Source organism: Demequina sp. B12, assembly GCF_028823635.1.
GTDB lineage: Bacteria > Actinomycetota > Actinomycetes > Actinomycetales > Demequinaceae > Demequina.
The window spans coordinates 234,334-250,420 of sequence record NZ_JAPEHU010000004.1; the positions used below are offsets into that span (position 1 = coordinate 234,334).

The window sequence follows — 16,087 nt, forward strand, 5'->3', positions numbered from 1 at the left end:
CGGGCTCTGAAGCCCTCTGGTCGGCTCTCGTGGCTGAGCGCGTCAGCGTGACGTGAGCGCTGAGATCACCTTCGGATGCAGGATCCCGTTGGTGGCGACCGCGTCACCTCCGTGAGGGCCGGGGGCGCCGGCAATGGAGGTGAAGACACCGCCAGCTTCCTCCACGATCGGCACGAGCGCTGCCATGTCGTGCAGTGCGAGTTCGGGCTCACAGGCGATGTCGACAGCCCCTTCAGCGACCATCATGTAGCTCCAGAAGTCACCGAATGCGCGCGTGCGCCACAGCGACCTGGTGAGGTCCAAGAAGTGGGGGAGTAGCCCGCGCTCTTCCCAGCCGCTGAGCGAGGAGTATGACAGTGACGCTTCCGCGAGGTCGCCGGTTGGTGACACCTGAAGCCGCGTTGCCGACTCAGGTGCATGACCGCGCCAGGCGCCTTCACCGCGGGCAGCGAACCAGCGCCGGCCCAATGCGGGAGCGGAAACCACCCCCACGACCGGGACACCGTCGTCGAGCAAAGAGATCAGCGTCGCCCATGCAGGGACCGACCGGATGTAGTTCTTGGTGCCGTCGATCGGGTCTACGACCCACTGGCGCCGGGAGTCCCCCACTGCGCCGAACTCTTCGCCGAGCACGGCGTCCTCGGGGCGTTCCTGCGCGAGGACGTCACGTACTAGGCGCTCGGCCTCCCGATCGATCGCCGTCACGGGAGTGTCGTCCTCCTTCAACTCGACGGTCAGGTCTGCCGAGTCGAAGTTTGCCAAGGTCAGCTCGTCCGCGGCATCGGCGATACGAAGCGCGAGCGCGAGGTCGGACGAGTACGAGCCAGAAGTCATAGGGCCAGGCTAGCGGCTGGAGTTGCTGTCCGAACGCGAGGCGAGGAGCCGGCGAATCGAGTCCACCCGCGCGCGTTCGGACTCGCTCGTCGCCCACGCGTCGAGCTCGCATCCGGCCTCTGCGGACTCGTGGGTACATCCGCGAGGGCAGTGGTCCGCGGCGGCTTGTGCCACGTCGGGGAAGGCCGCGATGAAGTGGTCGGGATCAACGTGCGCGAGCCCAAAGGACCGTACGCCGGGGGTGTCGATGATGCGCCCGCCATCGGGGAGGTCGAACGCCACCGCCGAGGTCGAGGTATGGCGGCCACGCCCGGTGACGTCGTTGACGTGTCCGGTGGCACGCCCTGCGTCGGGGACCAGGGCATTGACAAGCGTGGACTTGCCGACGCCTGAGTAGCCGACCAAGACGGACTCGCGGTCATCGAGCAGGTCTTTGAGCGTGTCGATGCCGGTGAACTCGGCATGGTCGTCCGTCACGCTCATGGTGGTGACCAACACCGTGACGCCGAGTGGCTCATAGGCGGCACGGAGTTCTTCGGCACTGCCGAGATCTCCTTTGGTGAGGATCAGGAGCGCGTCCATGCCGGCGTCGAAGGCCGCCACCAGGCAGCGGTCAATCATGCGGGGGTTGGGATCGGGGTCCGCTAGTGCTGTCACGATCCCTAGTTGCTGAGCATTGGCGACGATGACCCGTTCGGTGGGGTCCGTGTCGTCGGCTGTGCGCCGGAGCTCGGTAGCGCGGGGCTCGCGGCGGACGATCCGAGCCAGCGTGCCGTCTGCGCCGGTGGTGTCGCCGACCAGGCCGACTCTGTCGCCGATGACTAGCCCGCGGCGACCTAGCTCGCGGGCCTTGACCGCAATCACCTCCGTGCCGTCGTTGAGGTGAGTTGTAAACCGGCCGCGGTCGACGCCCACCACCACCCCAGAGATGGCGTCTTCATGGAGGGGACGCCGTTTGGAGCGGGGACGCGAACCTTTGCCGGGACGCACTTTCGCGTCCGACTCGTCGTAGCGGCTCCAGTCGCTCACTGGTGCAGCATGTCCTTCCACATCTGAGGGAAGTCAGGCATGGTCTTCGCCGTGGTGCCCACATGCAGAATGTCGATGCCATCCACCGCAAGGCCGATCACTGCGGCAAAGGTCGCCATACGGTGATCGTGGTAGCTGTCCATGACGGCGGGCTTCAGGCCGGTGAGCGGGCGTCCGTCGAACGTGAGCGAGTCGTCGCCGGCGAGGCATCGTCCGCCTACGCGGTCCACCTCGGTGGAGATTGCTGCAAGTCGGTCCGTTTCGTGTCCACGCAGGTGGGCGATTCCGGTGAGCACCGATGGCGCATCTGCGAGTGCGCACAGTGCCGCGATCGTGGGTGTGATTTCGCCGGCGGGTGACAGGTCGGCGTCAATGCCGTCGATCTGACCCTCGGCAAGACCAGGCGCCGTGACGCTCAGCACATCTCCGTCGAGGGTGCAGGTGGCGCCCATCCGTTCCAGGATCTGGGGGAAGAGCGCACCCGGTTGCGTGGTGGTGGACGGCCAGCCAGGAATGCGGACGGTGCCGCCTGCGACCAGCGGTGCGGCGATGAACGGCCCGGCGTTGGACAGGTCGGGTTCTACGCGGACGTCGCCCAAGGAGATCGTTCCGGGGTGGACTACCCAGGTGCAGGAGTCGGGCTGATCCACGCGCACGCCAGCGTTGCGTAGCGTCTCGCAGGTCATGTCGATGTGCGGCAGGCTTGGCAGGTTGTCGCCGACGTGGCGGACGGTGAGTCCGTGGGGCAGGCGGGGAGCGACCAGCAACAACGCCGTCACGAACTGAGAGCTGGCCGATGCGTCGACGTCGACCTCGGCAGCGATTTGGGTGGGCGGGGTGATGGTGAACGGGAGCGTGCCGCGGCCGTCGTCCTCAACGGTGGCGCCCAGGGCCCGTAGCGCTTCTAGCAGCGGCCCCATGGGTCGGACCCGAGCCTCCTCGTCGCCGTCGAAGGTGACGGGAGCATCGGCCAAGAGAACCAGCGGCGGCACGAACCTCATGACGGTCCCGGCAAGTCCGGTAAACACGTGTCCACCGCCGCGCAGGGGGGCAGGCGTGACAGTCCAGTGCGGCCCGGAGTCATCGACGGAGACCCCCAACTCGCGGAGCGCGGCGATCATGAGGTCGGAGTCTCGCGAACGGAGTCCGCCGCGGATCGTCACGGGAGCATCGGCAAGCGCAGCCAAGGGCAGGAATCTGTTCGTGAGCGACTTCGATCCCGGCACTTCGACAGTGGCGTCAAGGGGAGCGGACGCTACGGGCGCACGCCAGACTTCTCCAGGGCCGGTGCCCTGGGGCAGGGGTGCGGTCATTTCTTGGAAGCGGAGACAACGGCGCCGCGGCGCGTCTTCTTGGCTTCGACGGTTGCCTTGCCCGAGGACTTGGCGCTCTTGGCGGCCGCCTTGTCCTTCTTGACCTGTGCCTTTTCTTTCTTGACCTTGGCACGTGCCTTGCGCTTGGGGTTGTGGCCGGCCGTCGCCGCCAGCAGAGTGCCACCCAGGAGGGACACGTTCCGAAGGAAGAACTCCATCTGTTCTTCCTTCTTTTCTTCGTCTGTCTCCAGCCAGAACGGACGTCCAGCGGCAACCGTCGCGGCAGTCAAGCCTGCGAGCACCAGTCCTGCGGTGCGTGGGGTGCGAGACAGCGCCAGGACGCTCGCGGCCACGATCGTGGCCGCGCCGTGAGCCTTCACGATGTCGGTGGTTTTCACCCCTTCAACGCCGGCTTCGGCGAGTGCGGGCTCGATCACGGGAGCAGCGCGCTCGGCACGCTTCTCGGGCTCCAGCACTGACTGGACACCCCCGTAGACGAACCATGTGGCGAGCAGAGGCCTGGCGATGACTCGGAGCATGGTCTTACGCTACCAACTCGCCGTTCCCCCGTCAGGTGTTGGGGAGGGAATGTCCCGCAAGGTAGGTGCGTTGACCCTCGCATGACGACACTCGCCACCGCGCCCGCTGCCACGCTGCAGGAGACTCGCCGTGGTGGAGTAGGCTCCCCTCGCATGAGCGAAACTGCGTTGGACTTTGAAGTCGAGGCGCTGTCCTACATGGATCAGTTGTATGGCGCCGCTCTTCGCATGACCCGTAACGGGGCCGATGCCGAGGACCTTGTTCAGGAAACCTACGCCAAGGCGTTTGCAGCCCAAGACAAGTTCACACCCGGCACCAACCTGAAGGCGTGGTTGTACCGGATTCAGACCAACGCCTTCATCAACACCTATCGCAAGAAGCAGCGCGAACCCAAGAGGTCCGATGCCGAGCAGGTCGAAGATTGGCAGCTCGCCGCCGCCGCGGAGCACACCAGTTCTGGACTGGCCTCCGCTGAGCAGGAGGCTCTCGACGGTCTGGGCGACGACGAGGTGAAGCAGGCCCTGAACGACCTGCCTGAAGATTTCAGAATGGCGGTGTACCTCTCTGACGTGGAGGGGTTCGCCTACAAGGAGATCGCAGAAATCATGGATACGCCTGTCGGCACCGTGATGTCTCGACTCCACCGGGGAAGGAAGCTTCTGCGGGAGAAGCTATCGGAGTATGCGGCAGAGCGTGGATTCCGCGATAAGCGCGCCGCCAGCAAGACAGTGAAGGAGGTGTGACATGGCAGGAGGAGATTGCTCAGAGGCGCTCGACCGACTCTTCGAGTACATCGACGACGAGCTTCCTCAGGAGGAAGTGCAGAAGATCGGCGCACACCTGAAGTCGTGTCCGCCGTGCGAAGCGGAGCACCAGATCAAAGAGAAGATCAAGGCTCTTACCTCGCGCACGGGTGGTGACAAGGCTCCCGAGGATCTGCGTGCACGCGTCCTCGCATCCTTGCGCGCCGTCCGCGAGGACGCCTAGACCACGCTGCCGCCCCTAGCCGCCATTGGCTAGGGGCTACGCGCATCGGCCTGATACGACAAAGGCCGCATCGACAATGCCGATGCGGCCTTCAACCTGAGATCTCAGGAACGTCTTATGCGTTGGGACGCTTGCCGTGGTTGGCTCCACTCTTGGCGCGTGCCTTGCGCTTACGGCCTCGCTTGCTCATGAGCTCCCCCTTTCTGACGCGGGTGACTACGTGACCCCCTATCTTCCCACATCCGAGTTCCTGCAAATGCCGCGCTGGCACTAGTCTCACTCAAGACGCATTCCATATGTGCCGATGGAGACTTACGTGAGTGATGAGCCAGTATCTGTGATCCCCTTCCTGCACGCTTTGGCGAGCACGGGTGGATCTGACCTGCATTGCAAGGTGGGGTCTGCCCCGCGTATCCGTGTTGACGGTCGCCTGCGCAAGCTGCAGGTTCCGCCGCTGACACCAGCCGACACCCGCAACATGGTGGCGCAGGTGCTGCCAGAAGACCTGGTGGCACAGTTCCGCGACACCCACGAGGCGGACTTCGCGTTCTCGCTGTCCGGCGTGGGACGCTTCCGTGTGAACGCCTATGTGGCGCGCGGCACCGACTGCCTGGTGTTCCGCCGGGTCGCCGTTGGAGCGCAACCGTGGGAAGACTTGGGTCTCCCGCAGGTGATCGCTGACCTCGCGCTGGAGCCCCGTGGCCTGGTCCTCGTGACTGGCCCCACCGGTTCCGGTAAGACCACCACCCTGGCGTCGATGATTGACCTCATCAACACGTACCGTGAAGTCAACATCATCACGATCGAAGACCCCATCGAGGTGCTTCACCAGGACAAGAAAGCCATCATCTCGCAGCGTGAAGTCCGCTCCGACACGATGGACTTCACCGCAGCGCTTCGTGGCGCGATGCGTCAGGACCCCGACGTCATCATGGTCGGTGAGATGCGCGACATCGAGACGGTCCGTGCGGCCCTGTCAGCCGCAGAAACAGGCCACCTCGTTCTCGCGACACTGCACACTGTTGACGCCCAAGACACGATCAACCGCATCGTCGACTTCTTCACCCCGCACGAGCAGAGTCAGGTGCGTGCCACACTCGCACAGACCCTGCGCGGCATCGTCTCCCAGCGCCTGGTGCGCAAGGGCGACGGCACAGGACGCACCCTCGCCGCCGAAGTCATGGTGAACCACGGACGTACTGCCGAAGCGATCATCGATCCTTCGAGCCAGCCGCCCATCACCGACCTCATCGCCGAAGGTGAGTACTACAAGATGCAGACCTTCGACCAGCACCTCTTCGCGCTGGTCCGCGACGGTCTCGTGTCCGTGGACGACGCTGTGGCCATCGCGTCGCGTCCACACGACCTCACGGTCACACTGAAGAACTCCGGTGTGATTGCGTAAGCGACACAGCTCACACGCGTGAGGGGCGGGTATCCACGATGGATACCCGCCCCTCACGCGTTTCGGTTTGAGGTGCTTGACGCCTACTGAGGCCCCGGCTCGACTCCCAGCCAGTCGTGCCATGTCGAGTGCAGCACCAGCCACGCCATCAGACCGTAGCCAGCCTGGAGAGGCACTTCGCCGCCGCTGGTGTCCATATCGGTTGCCCACTGCTCATGGCGGGCAAGCGGGCCAAACATGTCGATGAACGGCACCGCGCGCCGTGCTGCCGCTTCGTCACACAGGGCCGCATATTCGGCAAGCGACTGACGGTCCACGGCAGTGACCGGAGGCGGGCCCGCCATCATGATGGAGAAGCCCAATGCAGCAGCGCGGTCCAGGGTGTTAGCCAAGTGCAGCCGCGTCATGGTGGGGGAGACCCCCCTGCTCAGATCATGGCGTCCGAGCGCGAACAGCACATAGTTGTCCGCTTCTTTGAGTCCGTCAGGCCCCAGGCGACGCAGCGCCTCAGAGTCCCATCTGCTCGACAACTCTGCAGTCGTCTCACCTGGCACAGCGAGGGTGTGGAACCGCATGTCCTTCGCCAACGGCAAGGTACGCGCCGCCACTCGACCCGACCACCCCAGTGCTTTGGGGTCGCCGTGGCCGGCGGTCAGCTCGTCACCAACAAAGAAGACGTTCTTCATCGTGCAAATGCTCGCTTCACCAAGTCTTCCTGCTCTTCCTTGTGTCGTGAACTGAGGCCCGAGGCCGGGGACGCCGAGGCAGGACGGGTCACCCCGTGCACCTCACGCTCGACAACGTGCGGCAGGGCGTGTGCGAGGTAACTCCACGCGCCCTGGTTACGTGGCTCTTCCTGAACCCAGATGAGTTCCGCATCCCCGTACGGGGCAAGCGCCGCATCAATCGACTGCTTGTCCAACGGATACAACTGCTCGAGTCGCACAATCGCCGTGGTGGTGTCACCGCTCTTCTCGCGCTCGGCAGCCAAATCGTAGTAGACCTTGCCTGCGCACATGAGGACACGTTCTACACCCGCGGGATCGATCGTGTCTGGCACCGCGGGCTCAAACGTGCCGTGGGTGAAGTCCTCCACCGCGGACTGTGCGGCACGCAGACGCAGCATCGACTTGGGGGTGAACACCACCAGCGGCTTGCGCGGACGTTCATACGCCTGGCGGCGCAGCAAGTGGAAGTAGCTCGCAGGCGTCGACGGCATGGCCGCGATCATGTTCTCCTCAGCGCACAACTGCAAGAACCGCTCCACTCGTGCAGACGAGTGGTCCGGGCCCTGGCCTTCATAGCCGTGGGGCAGCAGCAGCACCACGGAGGATGACTGCCCCCACTTCTGCTCAGCCGAGGAAATGAACTCGTCGATGATGGTCTGCGCCCCGTTGACGAAGTCGCCAAACTGCGCCTCCCACAGCACCAGAGCATCGGGCCGCTCCACGGAATAGCCGTACTCGAAGCCGAGGCAGGCATACTCGCTCAGCGAGGAGTCGTAGATGTGCATCCGTGCCTGGTCGGCGCTGAGATACAGCAGCGGTGTCCACTCGGCACCCGTAGCGCGATCGTGGAACACCGCGTGGCGCTGCACAAACGTGCCGCGGCGGGCGTCCTGACCCGCAATGCGGACAGGGGTGCCTTCCTGCAGCAGCGAACCGAAGGCGAGAAGCTCTCCGTAACCCCAATCAATGCCGCCCTCGCGGCTCATTGCCTCGCGGCGTTCCAGCAGCTTGGCAAGCTTGGGGTGAACCTGGAAACTCTCGGGCGGTCGGGTGTGAGCCCGACCGATGCGTTCAATCTGGCTCGCGCTCACCGCCGTCTGCCATCCGACCATCACACCGGCGTCGGACGACTGGCTTGAGGGCAGTTCCAGTCCGGAGATCGACTCCGTGTCCGTGCCTTGGAAGCCATCACGCGTCTCAAGGAAGACACGCTCCAGCTGCGCCAAGTAGTCCTGAGACACGGCCTCTGCCTCTTCGGTGGTGATATCACCGCGACGAATCAGGGACTCGGTGTAGAGGTGGCGGACGGACCGCTTGGCCTCGATGAGGTCGTACATGCGCGGCTGGGTCATCGAGGGGTCGTCGCCCTCGTTGTGGCCACGGCGGCGGTAGCAGACCATGTCGATGATGACGTCGCGTCCAAAGGCCTCGCGGTACTCGAACGCCAGGCGTGCGGTGCGCGCACAGGACTCAGGGTCATCCCCGTTCACGTGGAAGATCGGGATCTGGTAGCCCTTAGCGATGTCCGTGCAGTAGCGAGTCGAGCGCGAGTCACCGGGACCGGTGGTGAAGCCCACCTGGTTGTTGATGATGACGTGAACCGTGCCACCGGTCTTGTAGCCGCGCAGGCCGGACAGGTTCAGCGTCTCCATCACGATGCCCTGGCCGGCGAAGGCCGCGTCGCCGTGAACCAGCACGGGAAGAACGGGGTAGCCGTCGGTTGCGGGGTCGGCGCTCAACGCATCGAGCTTGGCGCGCACGATCCCTTCGAGAACGGGGTTGACCGCTTCCAGGTGCGAAGGGTTCGCCGCCAGGTAGACGTTGGTGGTCTGGCCGGACTCGGCGGTGAAGACGCCCTCGGTTCCGAGGTGGTACTTCACATCGCCGGACCCTTGCACGGAGCCAGGGACCGCGGTGCCGTCGAACTCGGAGAAGATCTGCGAGTAGGACTTGCCTGCCAGGTTCGCGAGCACGTTGAGACGGCCGCGGTGTGCCATGCCGATGCAGACTTCCTGGATGCCAGACTCGGCTGCCGACGACATGACGGCATCGAGCAGCGGGATCAGAGATTCTCCGCCTTCGAGGGAGAAGCGCTTCTGGCCCACATACTTGGTCTGCAGGAACGCCTCGAATGCTTCCGCTGCGTTGAGGCGTCGCAGGATGCGCAGGTGCTCTTCGCGGCTGGGCTTGGTGTAGTCCACCTCGAGGCGCTCTTGCAGCCACGCGCGCTGGGCGCGGTCCGCAATGTGCATGTACTCCACGCCGACGGTGCGGCAGTAGGCATCGCGCAGGCGTCCCAGAACTTCCCGCATCTTCCATTCGGCACGTCCACCAAACTCGGCGGTGGCGTACACCCGGTCGAGGTCCCACAGCGTGAGCCCATGCGTTTGTACGTCCAGGTCGGGGTGCTTGCGTAGGCGGGTGGACAGCGGGTCCACGTCTGCCATGAGGTGGCCGCGCGAGCGGTAGGCGTGAATCAACTCCGCGATACGTGCTGGCTTCGCGGCCTCCGCGGTTTCGTTCGTGGCGGCATCCTGGATCCAGCGGACGGGCTCGTAGGGCACGCGCAGTGCGACGAACACGCGGTCATAGAAGCCGTCCATGCCCAGGAGCTTGCGGTGGACCAGCGCCAGGAACTCGCCCGACTGCGCACCCTGGATGACACGGTGGTCGTAGGTGGACGTCAGCGTCATGACCTTCGACACACCCAAACGTGCAATGGTCTCTGCCGACGCGCCCTGGTATTCGGCGGGGTAGTCCATCGCCCCCACACCGATGATCGAGCCTTGGCCCTTCATGAGGCGCGGCACGGAGTGCACAGTGCCAATCGTGCCGGGGTTGGTGAGGGTGATGGTGGTGTCCTGGAAATCGACCGCCTGGAGCGTGCCGGCACGGGCGCGCTTCACCACGTCCTCGTACGCAGACCAGAACTTCGCGAAATCCATGTCATCGGCGTGCTTGATGTTCGGCACGAGGAGCTGGCGGGAGCCATCGCTCTTGGCCAGGTCGATCGCGAGACCGAAGTTCACGCTTTCAGGTGCGCGGACCGCGGGCTTGCCGTCGTCATCGGCGAAAGCGACGTTCATCGCGGGGAACTGTGCGAGCGCCTCGACGATCGCGAAACCGATCAGGTGCGTGAAACTCACCTTGCCGCCGCGAGTGCGGGCCAGGTGGTTGTTGATCACGATGCGGTTGTCCATGATCAGCTTGGCGGGGATGGTGCGCACCGAGGTTGCCGTCGGCACCTCGAGGCTTGCCTCCATGTTGGTGACCACGCGAGCAGCGGGGCCACGCAGACGCGTCACCCCGTGCTGGACGTCCTTGGCGTTGAGCGCCTCGTGATCGTCCTTCTGCAAGTAGGTCGCGATCGGTGCCTGTGTGGTGGCGATGGGCTGTGTCGCTGCGTGTTCCGTTGGTGCCGGTTCCCCAGGAGGGTCGGCTGGTGTGGTCGCGGCGGGCAGCGCCGATGCGGGCGTTGGCTCAGCGGCGTTGGCCTGCGTCGCTGCAGGCGGAGAAACCGGAGCCTCAGGAGTGGAAGCCACGGGTGCGCCGTCCGATGCGGAGACATCGGTGGAGGCCGGGGCTATCTGCACCGGCTCCGGCAGGTGGCTGGTTTCGTGCGAGCCGGGGTTGGGTGCCGCGGCTTCGGCTTGGGGCTGGGGGGCGGAGGAGTCCTGCGAACTTTCAGCGGGGGACTGAGAGTGTGCCGGGGATCCAGCTGCACGGTGTCCCTGGAGAATGAGCGAAGCGACCGTGGGCGCTCCCTCTTCTCGAGTCACAGTCATGCGGTCGGAGCCGGTTGCGCTGGTGTCAGTGGACACGTCGGGGCCGCTCACTTTCTTGGCGCCAGTGCGTCAGATACGTCGATGTTCTTGGGCCCAAGCCTAGACGTTTTCTGAGCGCGTTTGTGACCGCCTCTCGGACTTTTGCCGGGGCCTTGCCAGGCCTTTGCTAGGACACGTCCCGGCGCGTCATCCGAACCCACCCGATAGCGCTGGCGACCAGGGCGTACGCCAACAGAACGGCGAAACCTGCCCACGGTGACAACAGGTCGCCCGAGTCCATCGCCGAGTAGAGGCTTGCGCCTACCATCGCGTCTCCGGCCGCGCCCGGCAAGAAGGCGCCAACGGGCTGAAGCGGCTCGACGAAGCCCAGCGCCAGGCGCACGATCGGCTCGGCCAACTGCGTCCACCCGATCAGCAAGATGATGACCAAGACTTGACTTGGCATTGCCGTGCCTAGACCTACTCCGACGACTCCCCAGACCGCGAGCGCCGCCACGCCCATCGCAATCGACGACCAAGTGGCAGGGTCGTCGAGCCCGGTGGGCATGTCAGCAATGGTGAGTGCAGCCGCTCCTGTCGCGACTCCCATCACCATGGCCACCAGGCCATAGGCGACTTCAAACGGCACCACCGCGATGAGCTTGGCAAGAATCAGCCGGCCCCGACGCGGGTCCATGAGTAGCGTGGTGTCGATGGTGCGGTGACGGTACTCCTGCGTGACCGACAGTGCGCCCAGGACGGCAGGGAAAACGTATCCGAGTGATACGGGAAGGCTGTAGACCATCAGTGCCACATCCTGCGGGTCCATCCCCTCAAACCCTGACTGGACAGATTCGTCGCCCAGCGCATCGGCTAGCGCAATGCTGCCGGCTACCGAACCCACCAGGAACACCACGGACAGCGCAAGAGAGAGCAGGAGCACCCACCACATTCGGGTGCTGGTGAACTTGCGGAGCTCGGATTTCACGGCGGCGCTCATGCGTGGTCTCCTTCCTGAGTGAGACGCAGGAACACCGTCTCGAGACTGTCGGTCGTGTCGCGTAGCTCGTGGAGCTCGAGCCGGTCAGCGAACGCGGCCGCCCCGACGGCATCGGCTTTGTGGCCCTCAATGGTGGCGGTGGTGTCCGAGGTCAGTCGTCCCGTGTCGGGATAGCGAGTGTTGATCAAGTCTGCGAGACCCTCGACATCAGGGCTACGAAGTTCGACAGCGGAGGATGTCAGGTCGCGTAGTTCCTCCATCGAGGAGCTGTGGCGCAACTTTCCGCGCGCAACGATGACCACGTCATCGACGGTGAGCTCAACTTCACTCAGCAGGTGAGAGCTCAACAACACCGTGCCGCCACGCGAGGCAAAAGCGCGGAGGAATCCGCGCAGCCACTGAACACCGGCGGGATCGAGGCCGTTGGCGGACTCATCGAGCACCAACACCTCAGGATCACCGAGCAGCGCTGTCGCCAGCCCCAAGCGCTGCTTCATACCCATCGAGTAGCCGCTCACGCGCCGGTCGGCTGCCTCGGTGAGCCCCACCAGGTCCAGGACTTCCTGACAGCGCTCCGCGCCGACTCCTACATGCGGCGCATACGTCATCAAGTGGCCGCGTGCGCTTCGACCTGGATGGAACGCGCCTTCAAAGTGCGCTCCCACTGTCGCCGCCGGACGGTCAAGCGCGTGGTAGCGCTCGCCGCCGATGAGGACATCGCCTGACGTCGGCGTCACCAGGCCCACCAGTGCACGCAACGTGGTGGACTTGCCCGCACCATTGGGTCCAAGGAAGCCCGTGACACGGCCCGGCTGCGCCGTAAAGGTCAGGTCTTCAACCGCATGAACCTTGCCGAATCTCTTCGACAGGGAACGCACTTCAATAGCGGGTGCGGGCATGGTGAAAGCCTCCCTCGTGATCTGGGCTCCCCCGATGCTATCGACTCGCGCGTGGTGCGCCACCCGGACTCATGGCCCCTCCCGCAGCAGGTCCGCCTGGGTATGCTGAACCCACTATGAATGGCGAACGGCGCCCCAGTCCATGACCGCATGGCTCTTCGTGGGGCTGGGCGTGCTCCTGACCATTGGCACAGCGATCTTCGTGGCTGCCGAGTTTTCGCTCGTTGCACTTGACCCGGCTCATGTCGACGACAGCGACAAGAAGGGCACCAGGGTCCGCCGCGCACTCCGCCGCCTGTCCACGCAGTTGTCGGGCGCGCAGGTCGGCATCACCCTCACCACCATCCTGTTGGGGTACACGGCCCAGCCGGCGTTGGTGTCGTTGCTGAAAGTCCCACTCGAGTCCACTGCATTGGGTAGAGGCGCTGTCGCAGCCATTGCGGGTGCCACGTCGCTCGTGGTGGTGAATGCGTTCTCGATGGTCTTCGGAGAGTTGGTGCCCAAGAACGCGGCGCTTGCGGATCCCACCCGCACGGCCCGCCTTGTCGCACCGCTTAACATGGCGTTTACAAGCGCCCTGCGGCCGGTGATCTCTGTGCTGAACCGGTCCGCGAACGGGATCCTGCGCATCCTCGGCATCGAGCCGCGCGAAGAGCTGTCAGGTGGTCGTTCCCCGCAAGAACTCGCTGCGCTCGTCCGCCGCTCGGCAGAGGCCGGCACCCTGGCGCCGTCAACTGCACTGCTGCTGAAGAACACGATCGAGTTGGATCAGTTGGCCGCGATTGACGTGATGACGGACCGCACCCGAATGCGCACTCTCGAACGCGGGTCCTCAGCCGCCGATGTGCTGGCGATGGCGCGGGCCACGGGCCACTCCCGCTTCCCCGTCGTGGGCGAGGGAGTAGACGACGTCATCGGCATGGTGCACTTGCGCGCGGCCATCGCGGTGGCGGCCCACGAACGTGACGCGACCTCTGTGCTGTCCCTCATGGTGGACGCCCCACGCGTCCCTGAGACGCTCTCCATGCGGCCGCTGCTGGTAGAACTTCGCGAACACGGCCACCAGTGCGCGATCGTGGTCGACGAGTACGGCGGCACCGCCGGCCTGGTCACGCTGGAAGATGTGGTGGAGGAACTGGTGGGCGATGTGGCCGACGAGCACGACCGCCGGCGTCCCGCAGCACACCGGATGCCCACAGGAGCATGGGTGGTTCCCGGAGAACTGCGGCCCGACGAGGTCATGGAGGTCGCAGGTGTGGCGATTCCGGAGTCACCTGCCTATGAGACCGTTGGCGGCTTCGTGATGGCTCAGCTGGGGCGCATCGCGGAGGTGGGCGACTGCGTGCAGTGTGACGAGGCGAGCATCCGAGTCGAGCGCATGGCCGGACGGCGGATCGACCGGGTTCGGATCGAACCGCTCACGTCTGAGGACGGTGGATCATGAGCGGCAGCATGATCGCGCTCGTCGTGGGGCTGCTCCTCGCCAACGGCTTCTTTGTGGGGGCAGAGTTTGCGATCATCTCTGCCCGTCGGAGCTCGATCGAGCCGCTAGCGGAGGCAGGTTCCCGTGCGGCCGGAACCGTCCTGTGGGCCATGGAGAACGTGTCCTTGATGCTGGCCTGCGCCCAACTGGGAGTCACCGTCTGTTCGGTCTCCTTGGGTGTGGTGGCGGAGCCTGCGCTCGCACACGCTCTCGAGGGGCCCATCGAAGCGATGGGATTGCCCGCAGCAGCGTCGCACGCGGTCGCGATGGCGATCGCACTGGTGGTTATCGTCGGCCTCCACGTAGTCGTCGGGGAGATGGTGCCTAAGAACGCTGCCGTCTCCACTCCGGACCGCGCCGCACTGATCTTTGGCCCCCCGCTGGTGCTGTTGGCTCGAGTCCTCAAGCCGATCATCGGCGCTTTGAACTGGATCGCCAACGGAGTGCTGCGTCTGGTGGGAATCGAGCCTCGTGACGAAGTGACCAGCGCCTTCACCGCTGACGAAGTGCACTCCATCGTGGAGCGGTCCAGCGAAGAGGGCACTCTGCACGACGATGAAGGGCTCTTGGCGGGGGCGATCGAGTTCTCCGACCGCACTGCACAGGACGTGATGATCCCCGTTGATCGGGTGACCTGGGTGTCCCCGGGTGTGAGCGTCGAAGAGTTTGAGCGGGTCGTTGCCGAGACGGGGTTCTCGCGGCTGCCGGTTCGTGACGACGGAGTCTTCGTGGGGTACCTCCACATCAAGGACACGTTGTTCGCGCGCCCAGGAGAGCGGGAGGAGCCCATCCAGGAGTGGCGGGTCCGGGCGTTGCCCGTGGTGGACCCTGGCGCGGAGGTTGAGGAAGTCTTGGCGCTGATGCGCCGCACCGGAGCCCACGTTGCGGTCGTCGAGGAGGATGAGACGGCGCTTGGGGTGGTGCACCTCGAAGACATCATTGAGACCCTGGTGGGCGAGGTCCAGGATTCGATGTCTCGCGACTCCTGACCGCGAGTTATCCACAGATTTTGAGCCTTCTGCGTGCCTTGTCACACGGGAGAGGTGCGTGTGAGAAATTGGTCAGCGGCGCGGGTAGCGCTCGTCGTTACCATTTGGTTACACTCGCTGGAAACTCCCGCCGAGTGGGGCGGCGGAAGACGATGGCAAACAACTGTGGAGGCTCGTGTGAGCAAGCGTGATGGCGCGTCTGCAACGACGCACCGCTCTCGTCGAGCGCGCAGGATCCAAGAGACCGAAACTACCCAGGTGAAGACCACTCACCGTCGCCGTAAGTTCCTGGCGCGGTCGGGTGTGTTGGCGGGTTTTGCCCTGACGATGATTGTGTACCCAGCAGTGGGGACGATCGCTCCTTACGCGGGTGCTGCTGAGACGCAGACCGCTGAGGTCGTCGCGTCGGGTGACACTCTCTCCTCGCGTGCTTTGATCGCTGGACAGAGCTTGGAGAGTGCTCAACTTCCCCTCCCGGCGGTTGATGGCAACAGCGCCGCCCTGGCGGTTTCTACCGACTACGCCGCAAGCGCCTACCTTCCTGACTGTGACCCCGGCGTGGGCGCTGAGGGGTACAACGGCCGCATGACCGCCGATTCCCTGTGCGAGATTTGGAATGGCGTGTCGTTGCGCAACGATGCCGCAGTGGCGCTTGCAGAGCTGAACGAGGCGTTCAAGCTGGAGTTCGGTCGCGATCTGTGCGTCGGCAATGGCTACCGCACGCTGTCCGCTCAGTACGCCACCAAGGCGAGCCGTGGCTTCCTGGCTGCCGCCCCCGGAAAGTCGGTGCACGGGTGGGGGCTTGCGCTCGACTTGTGCGGCTCTGACGACACCGGTTACGCCAAGGCCTGGCTTGAGGCCAACGGACGCAAGTGGGGCTGGGTTAACCCCTCCTGGGCGAAGTCCAGCAAGTGGGAGCCCTGGCACTGGGAGTACGAGCCTGGCACCGATGAGATCGGTGTGTATGGCTCGGGCTACTGGAGCCAGAACGATCCCTACTTCTCCAACCGCGGCTAAACGTCGAGCGACTTCCTTCGCTCCAGGCCCTGGTGAATGACTGAACGGTCATTGACCAGGGCCTGTGTGTTTCTCCCGGAGTGTTTCGCACTGCGTGTG

At 64.8% G+C, this 16,087-nt stretch carries 14 protein-coding genes; 6 read left to right on the top strand and 8 right to left on the bottom strand.

The features are described from left to right. Positions 1 to 42: 42 nt before the first annotated feature. Genes hisN through ON058_RS10500 form a run of 4 tightly spaced genes read right to left on the bottom strand, consistent with a single transcriptional unit; the run spans position 43 to position 3,715 of the window. Positions 43 to 834: a histidinol-phosphatase gene (gene hisN / locus ON058_RS10485; RefSeq protein WP_274668993.1), complete on the bottom strand. Its 792-nt coding sequence runs from the start codon at positions 832 to 834 to the stop codon at positions 43 to 45. A 9-nt stretch (positions 835 to 843) separates the two neighbouring features. Further along, complete coding sequence (gene rsgA / locus ON058_RS10490) at positions 844 to 1,863, bottom strand: ribosome small subunit-dependent GTPase A (protein WP_274668994.1); 1,020 nt, start codon at positions 1,861 to 1,863, stop codon at positions 844 to 846. Beyond that, on the bottom strand, positions 1,860 to 3,176 hold the full coding sequence (aroA, locus tag ON058_RS10495; protein ID WP_274668995.1) for a 3-phosphoshikimate 1-carboxyvinyltransferase: 1,317 nt from the start codon (positions 3,174 to 3,176) through the stop codon (positions 1,860 to 1,862). Before aroA ends, rsgA begins: the two co-directional genes overlap by 4 nt. Further along, positions 3,173 to 3,715: a hypothetical protein gene (locus tag ON058_RS10500; RefSeq protein WP_274668996.1), complete on the bottom strand. Its 543-nt coding sequence runs from the start codon at positions 3,713 to 3,715 to the stop codon at positions 3,173 to 3,175. The genes aroA and ON058_RS10500 overlap by 4 nt, the downstream gene beginning before the upstream one ends. 81 nt (positions 3,716 to 3,796) lie before the next feature. Between ON058_RS10500 and ON058_RS10505 the strand changes: the two genes are divergently transcribed. From ON058_RS10505 to ON058_RS10515, 3 genes are all read left to right on the top strand, one after another. Beyond that, the gene (locus ON058_RS10505; protein WP_274668997.1) at positions 3,797 to 4,459 is read left to right on the top strand and encodes a sigma-70 family RNA polymerase sigma factor; all 663 of its coding nucleotides are present in this window, start codon (positions 3,797 to 3,799) and stop codon (positions 4,457 to 4,459) included. 1 nt (position 4,460) lies between these two features. Continuing rightward, the gene (rsrA, locus tag ON058_RS10510; protein ID WP_274668998.1) at positions 4,461 to 4,703 is read left to right on the top strand and encodes a mycothiol system anti-sigma-R factor; all 243 of its coding nucleotides are present in this window, start codon (positions 4,461 to 4,463) and stop codon (positions 4,701 to 4,703) included. Between the two features lie 316 nt (positions 4,704 to 5,019). After that, the gene (locus ON058_RS10515; protein WP_274668999.1) at positions 5,020 to 6,108 is read left to right on the top strand and encodes a type IV pilus twitching motility protein PilT; all 1,089 of its coding nucleotides are present in this window, start codon (positions 5,020 to 5,022) and stop codon (positions 6,106 to 6,108) included. Positions 6,109 to 6,191: 83 nt separating this feature from the next. Here the strand turns inward: ON058_RS10515 and ON058_RS10520 are convergent, their stop codons facing one another. From ON058_RS10520 to ON058_RS10535, 4 genes are all read right to left on the bottom strand, one after another. After that, the gene (locus ON058_RS10520) at positions 6,192 to 6,794 is read right to left on the bottom strand and encodes a GDSL-type esterase/lipase family protein (RefSeq protein ID WP_274669000.1); all 603 of its coding nucleotides are present in this window, start codon (positions 6,792 to 6,794) and stop codon (positions 6,192 to 6,194) included. Next, complete coding sequence (locus ON058_RS10525) at positions 6,791 to 10,672, bottom strand: multifunctional oxoglutarate decarboxylase/oxoglutarate dehydrogenase thiamine pyrophosphate-binding subunit/dihydrolipoyllysine-residue succinyltransferase subunit (RefSeq protein ID WP_274669001.1); 3,882 nt, start codon at positions 10,670 to 10,672, stop codon at positions 6,791 to 6,793. Before ON058_RS10525 ends, ON058_RS10520 begins: the two co-directional genes overlap by 4 nt. Before the next feature lie 115 nt (positions 10,673 to 10,787). Beyond that, positions 10,788 to 11,600: an ABC transporter permease subunit gene (locus ON058_RS10530; protein ID WP_274669002.1), complete on the bottom strand. Its 813-nt coding sequence runs from the start codon at positions 11,598 to 11,600 to the stop codon at positions 10,788 to 10,790. Next, positions 11,597 to 12,499, bottom strand: a complete 903-nt coding sequence (locus ON058_RS10535) for an ABC transporter ATP-binding protein (RefSeq protein WP_274669003.1) — start codon at positions 12,497 to 12,499, stop codon at positions 11,597 to 11,599. The genes ON058_RS10530 and ON058_RS10535 overlap by 4 nt, the downstream gene beginning before the upstream one ends. Positions 12,500 to 12,641: 142 nt before the next feature. Between ON058_RS10535 and ON058_RS10540 the strand changes: the two genes are divergently transcribed. The 3 genes from ON058_RS10540 to ON058_RS10550 all read left to right on the top strand — a co-directional run bounded on the left by ON058_RS10540 (position 12,642) and on the right by ON058_RS10550 (position 15,988). Further along, entirely contained in the window at positions 12,642 to 13,943 is a 1,302-nt protein-coding gene (locus ON058_RS10540; RefSeq protein WP_274669004.1) for a hemolysin family protein, read from the top strand. Next, complete coding sequence (locus ON058_RS10545) at positions 13,940 to 14,971, top strand: hemolysin family protein (protein WP_274669005.1); 1,032 nt, start codon at positions 13,940 to 13,942, stop codon at positions 14,969 to 14,971. The genes ON058_RS10540 and ON058_RS10545 overlap by 4 nt, the downstream gene beginning before the upstream one ends. A gap of 258 nt (positions 14,972 to 15,229) precedes the next feature. Further along, on the top strand, positions 15,230 to 15,988 hold the full coding sequence (locus tag ON058_RS10550; RefSeq protein ID WP_274669006.1) for a M15 family metallopeptidase: 759 nt from the start codon (positions 15,230 to 15,232) through the stop codon (positions 15,986 to 15,988). The last annotated feature ends 99 nt before the right edge of the window (positions 15,989 to 16,087 follow it).

Bases quoted from the DNA above. Each gene is read 5' to 3' on its own strand.
- ON058_RS10540 (WP_274669004.1), top strand. From the start codon at position 12,642: ATGACCGCATGGCTCTTCGTGGGGCTGGGCGTGCTCCTGACCATTGGC.
- aroA (WP_274668995.1), bottom strand. From the start codon at position 3,176: ATGACCGCACCCCTGCCCCAGGGCACCGGCCCTGGAGAAGTCTGGCGT.
- ON058_RS10545 (WP_274669005.1), top strand. From the start codon at position 13,940: ATGAGCGGCAGCATGATCGCGCTCGTCGTGGGGCTGCTCCTCGCCAAC.
- ON058_RS10500 (WP_274668996.1), bottom strand. From the start codon at position 3,715: ATGCTCCGAGTCATCGCCAGGCCTCTGCTCGCCACATGGTTCGTCTAC.
- ON058_RS10530 (WP_274669002.1), bottom strand. From the start codon at position 11,600: ATGAGCGCCGCCGTGAAATCCGAGCTCCGCAAGTTCACCAGCACCCGA.
- ON058_RS10505 (WP_274668997.1), top strand. From the start codon at position 3,797: ATGACGACACTCGCCACCGCGCCCGCTGCCACGCTGCAGGAGACTCGC.
- rsrA (WP_274668998.1), top strand. From the start codon at position 4,461: ATGGCAGGAGGAGATTGCTCAGAGGCGCTCGACCGACTCTTCGAGTAC.
- hisN (WP_274668993.1), bottom strand. From the start codon at position 834: ATGACTTCTGGCTCGTACTCGTCCGACCTCGCGCTCGCGCTTCGTATC.
- ON058_RS10535 (WP_274669003.1), bottom strand. From the start codon at position 12,499: ATGCCCGCACCCGCTATTGAAGTGCGTTCCCTGTCGAAGAGATTCGGC.
- ON058_RS10520 (WP_274669000.1), bottom strand. From the start codon at position 6,794: ATGAAGAACGTCTTCTTTGTTGGTGACGAGCTGACCGCCGGCCACGGC.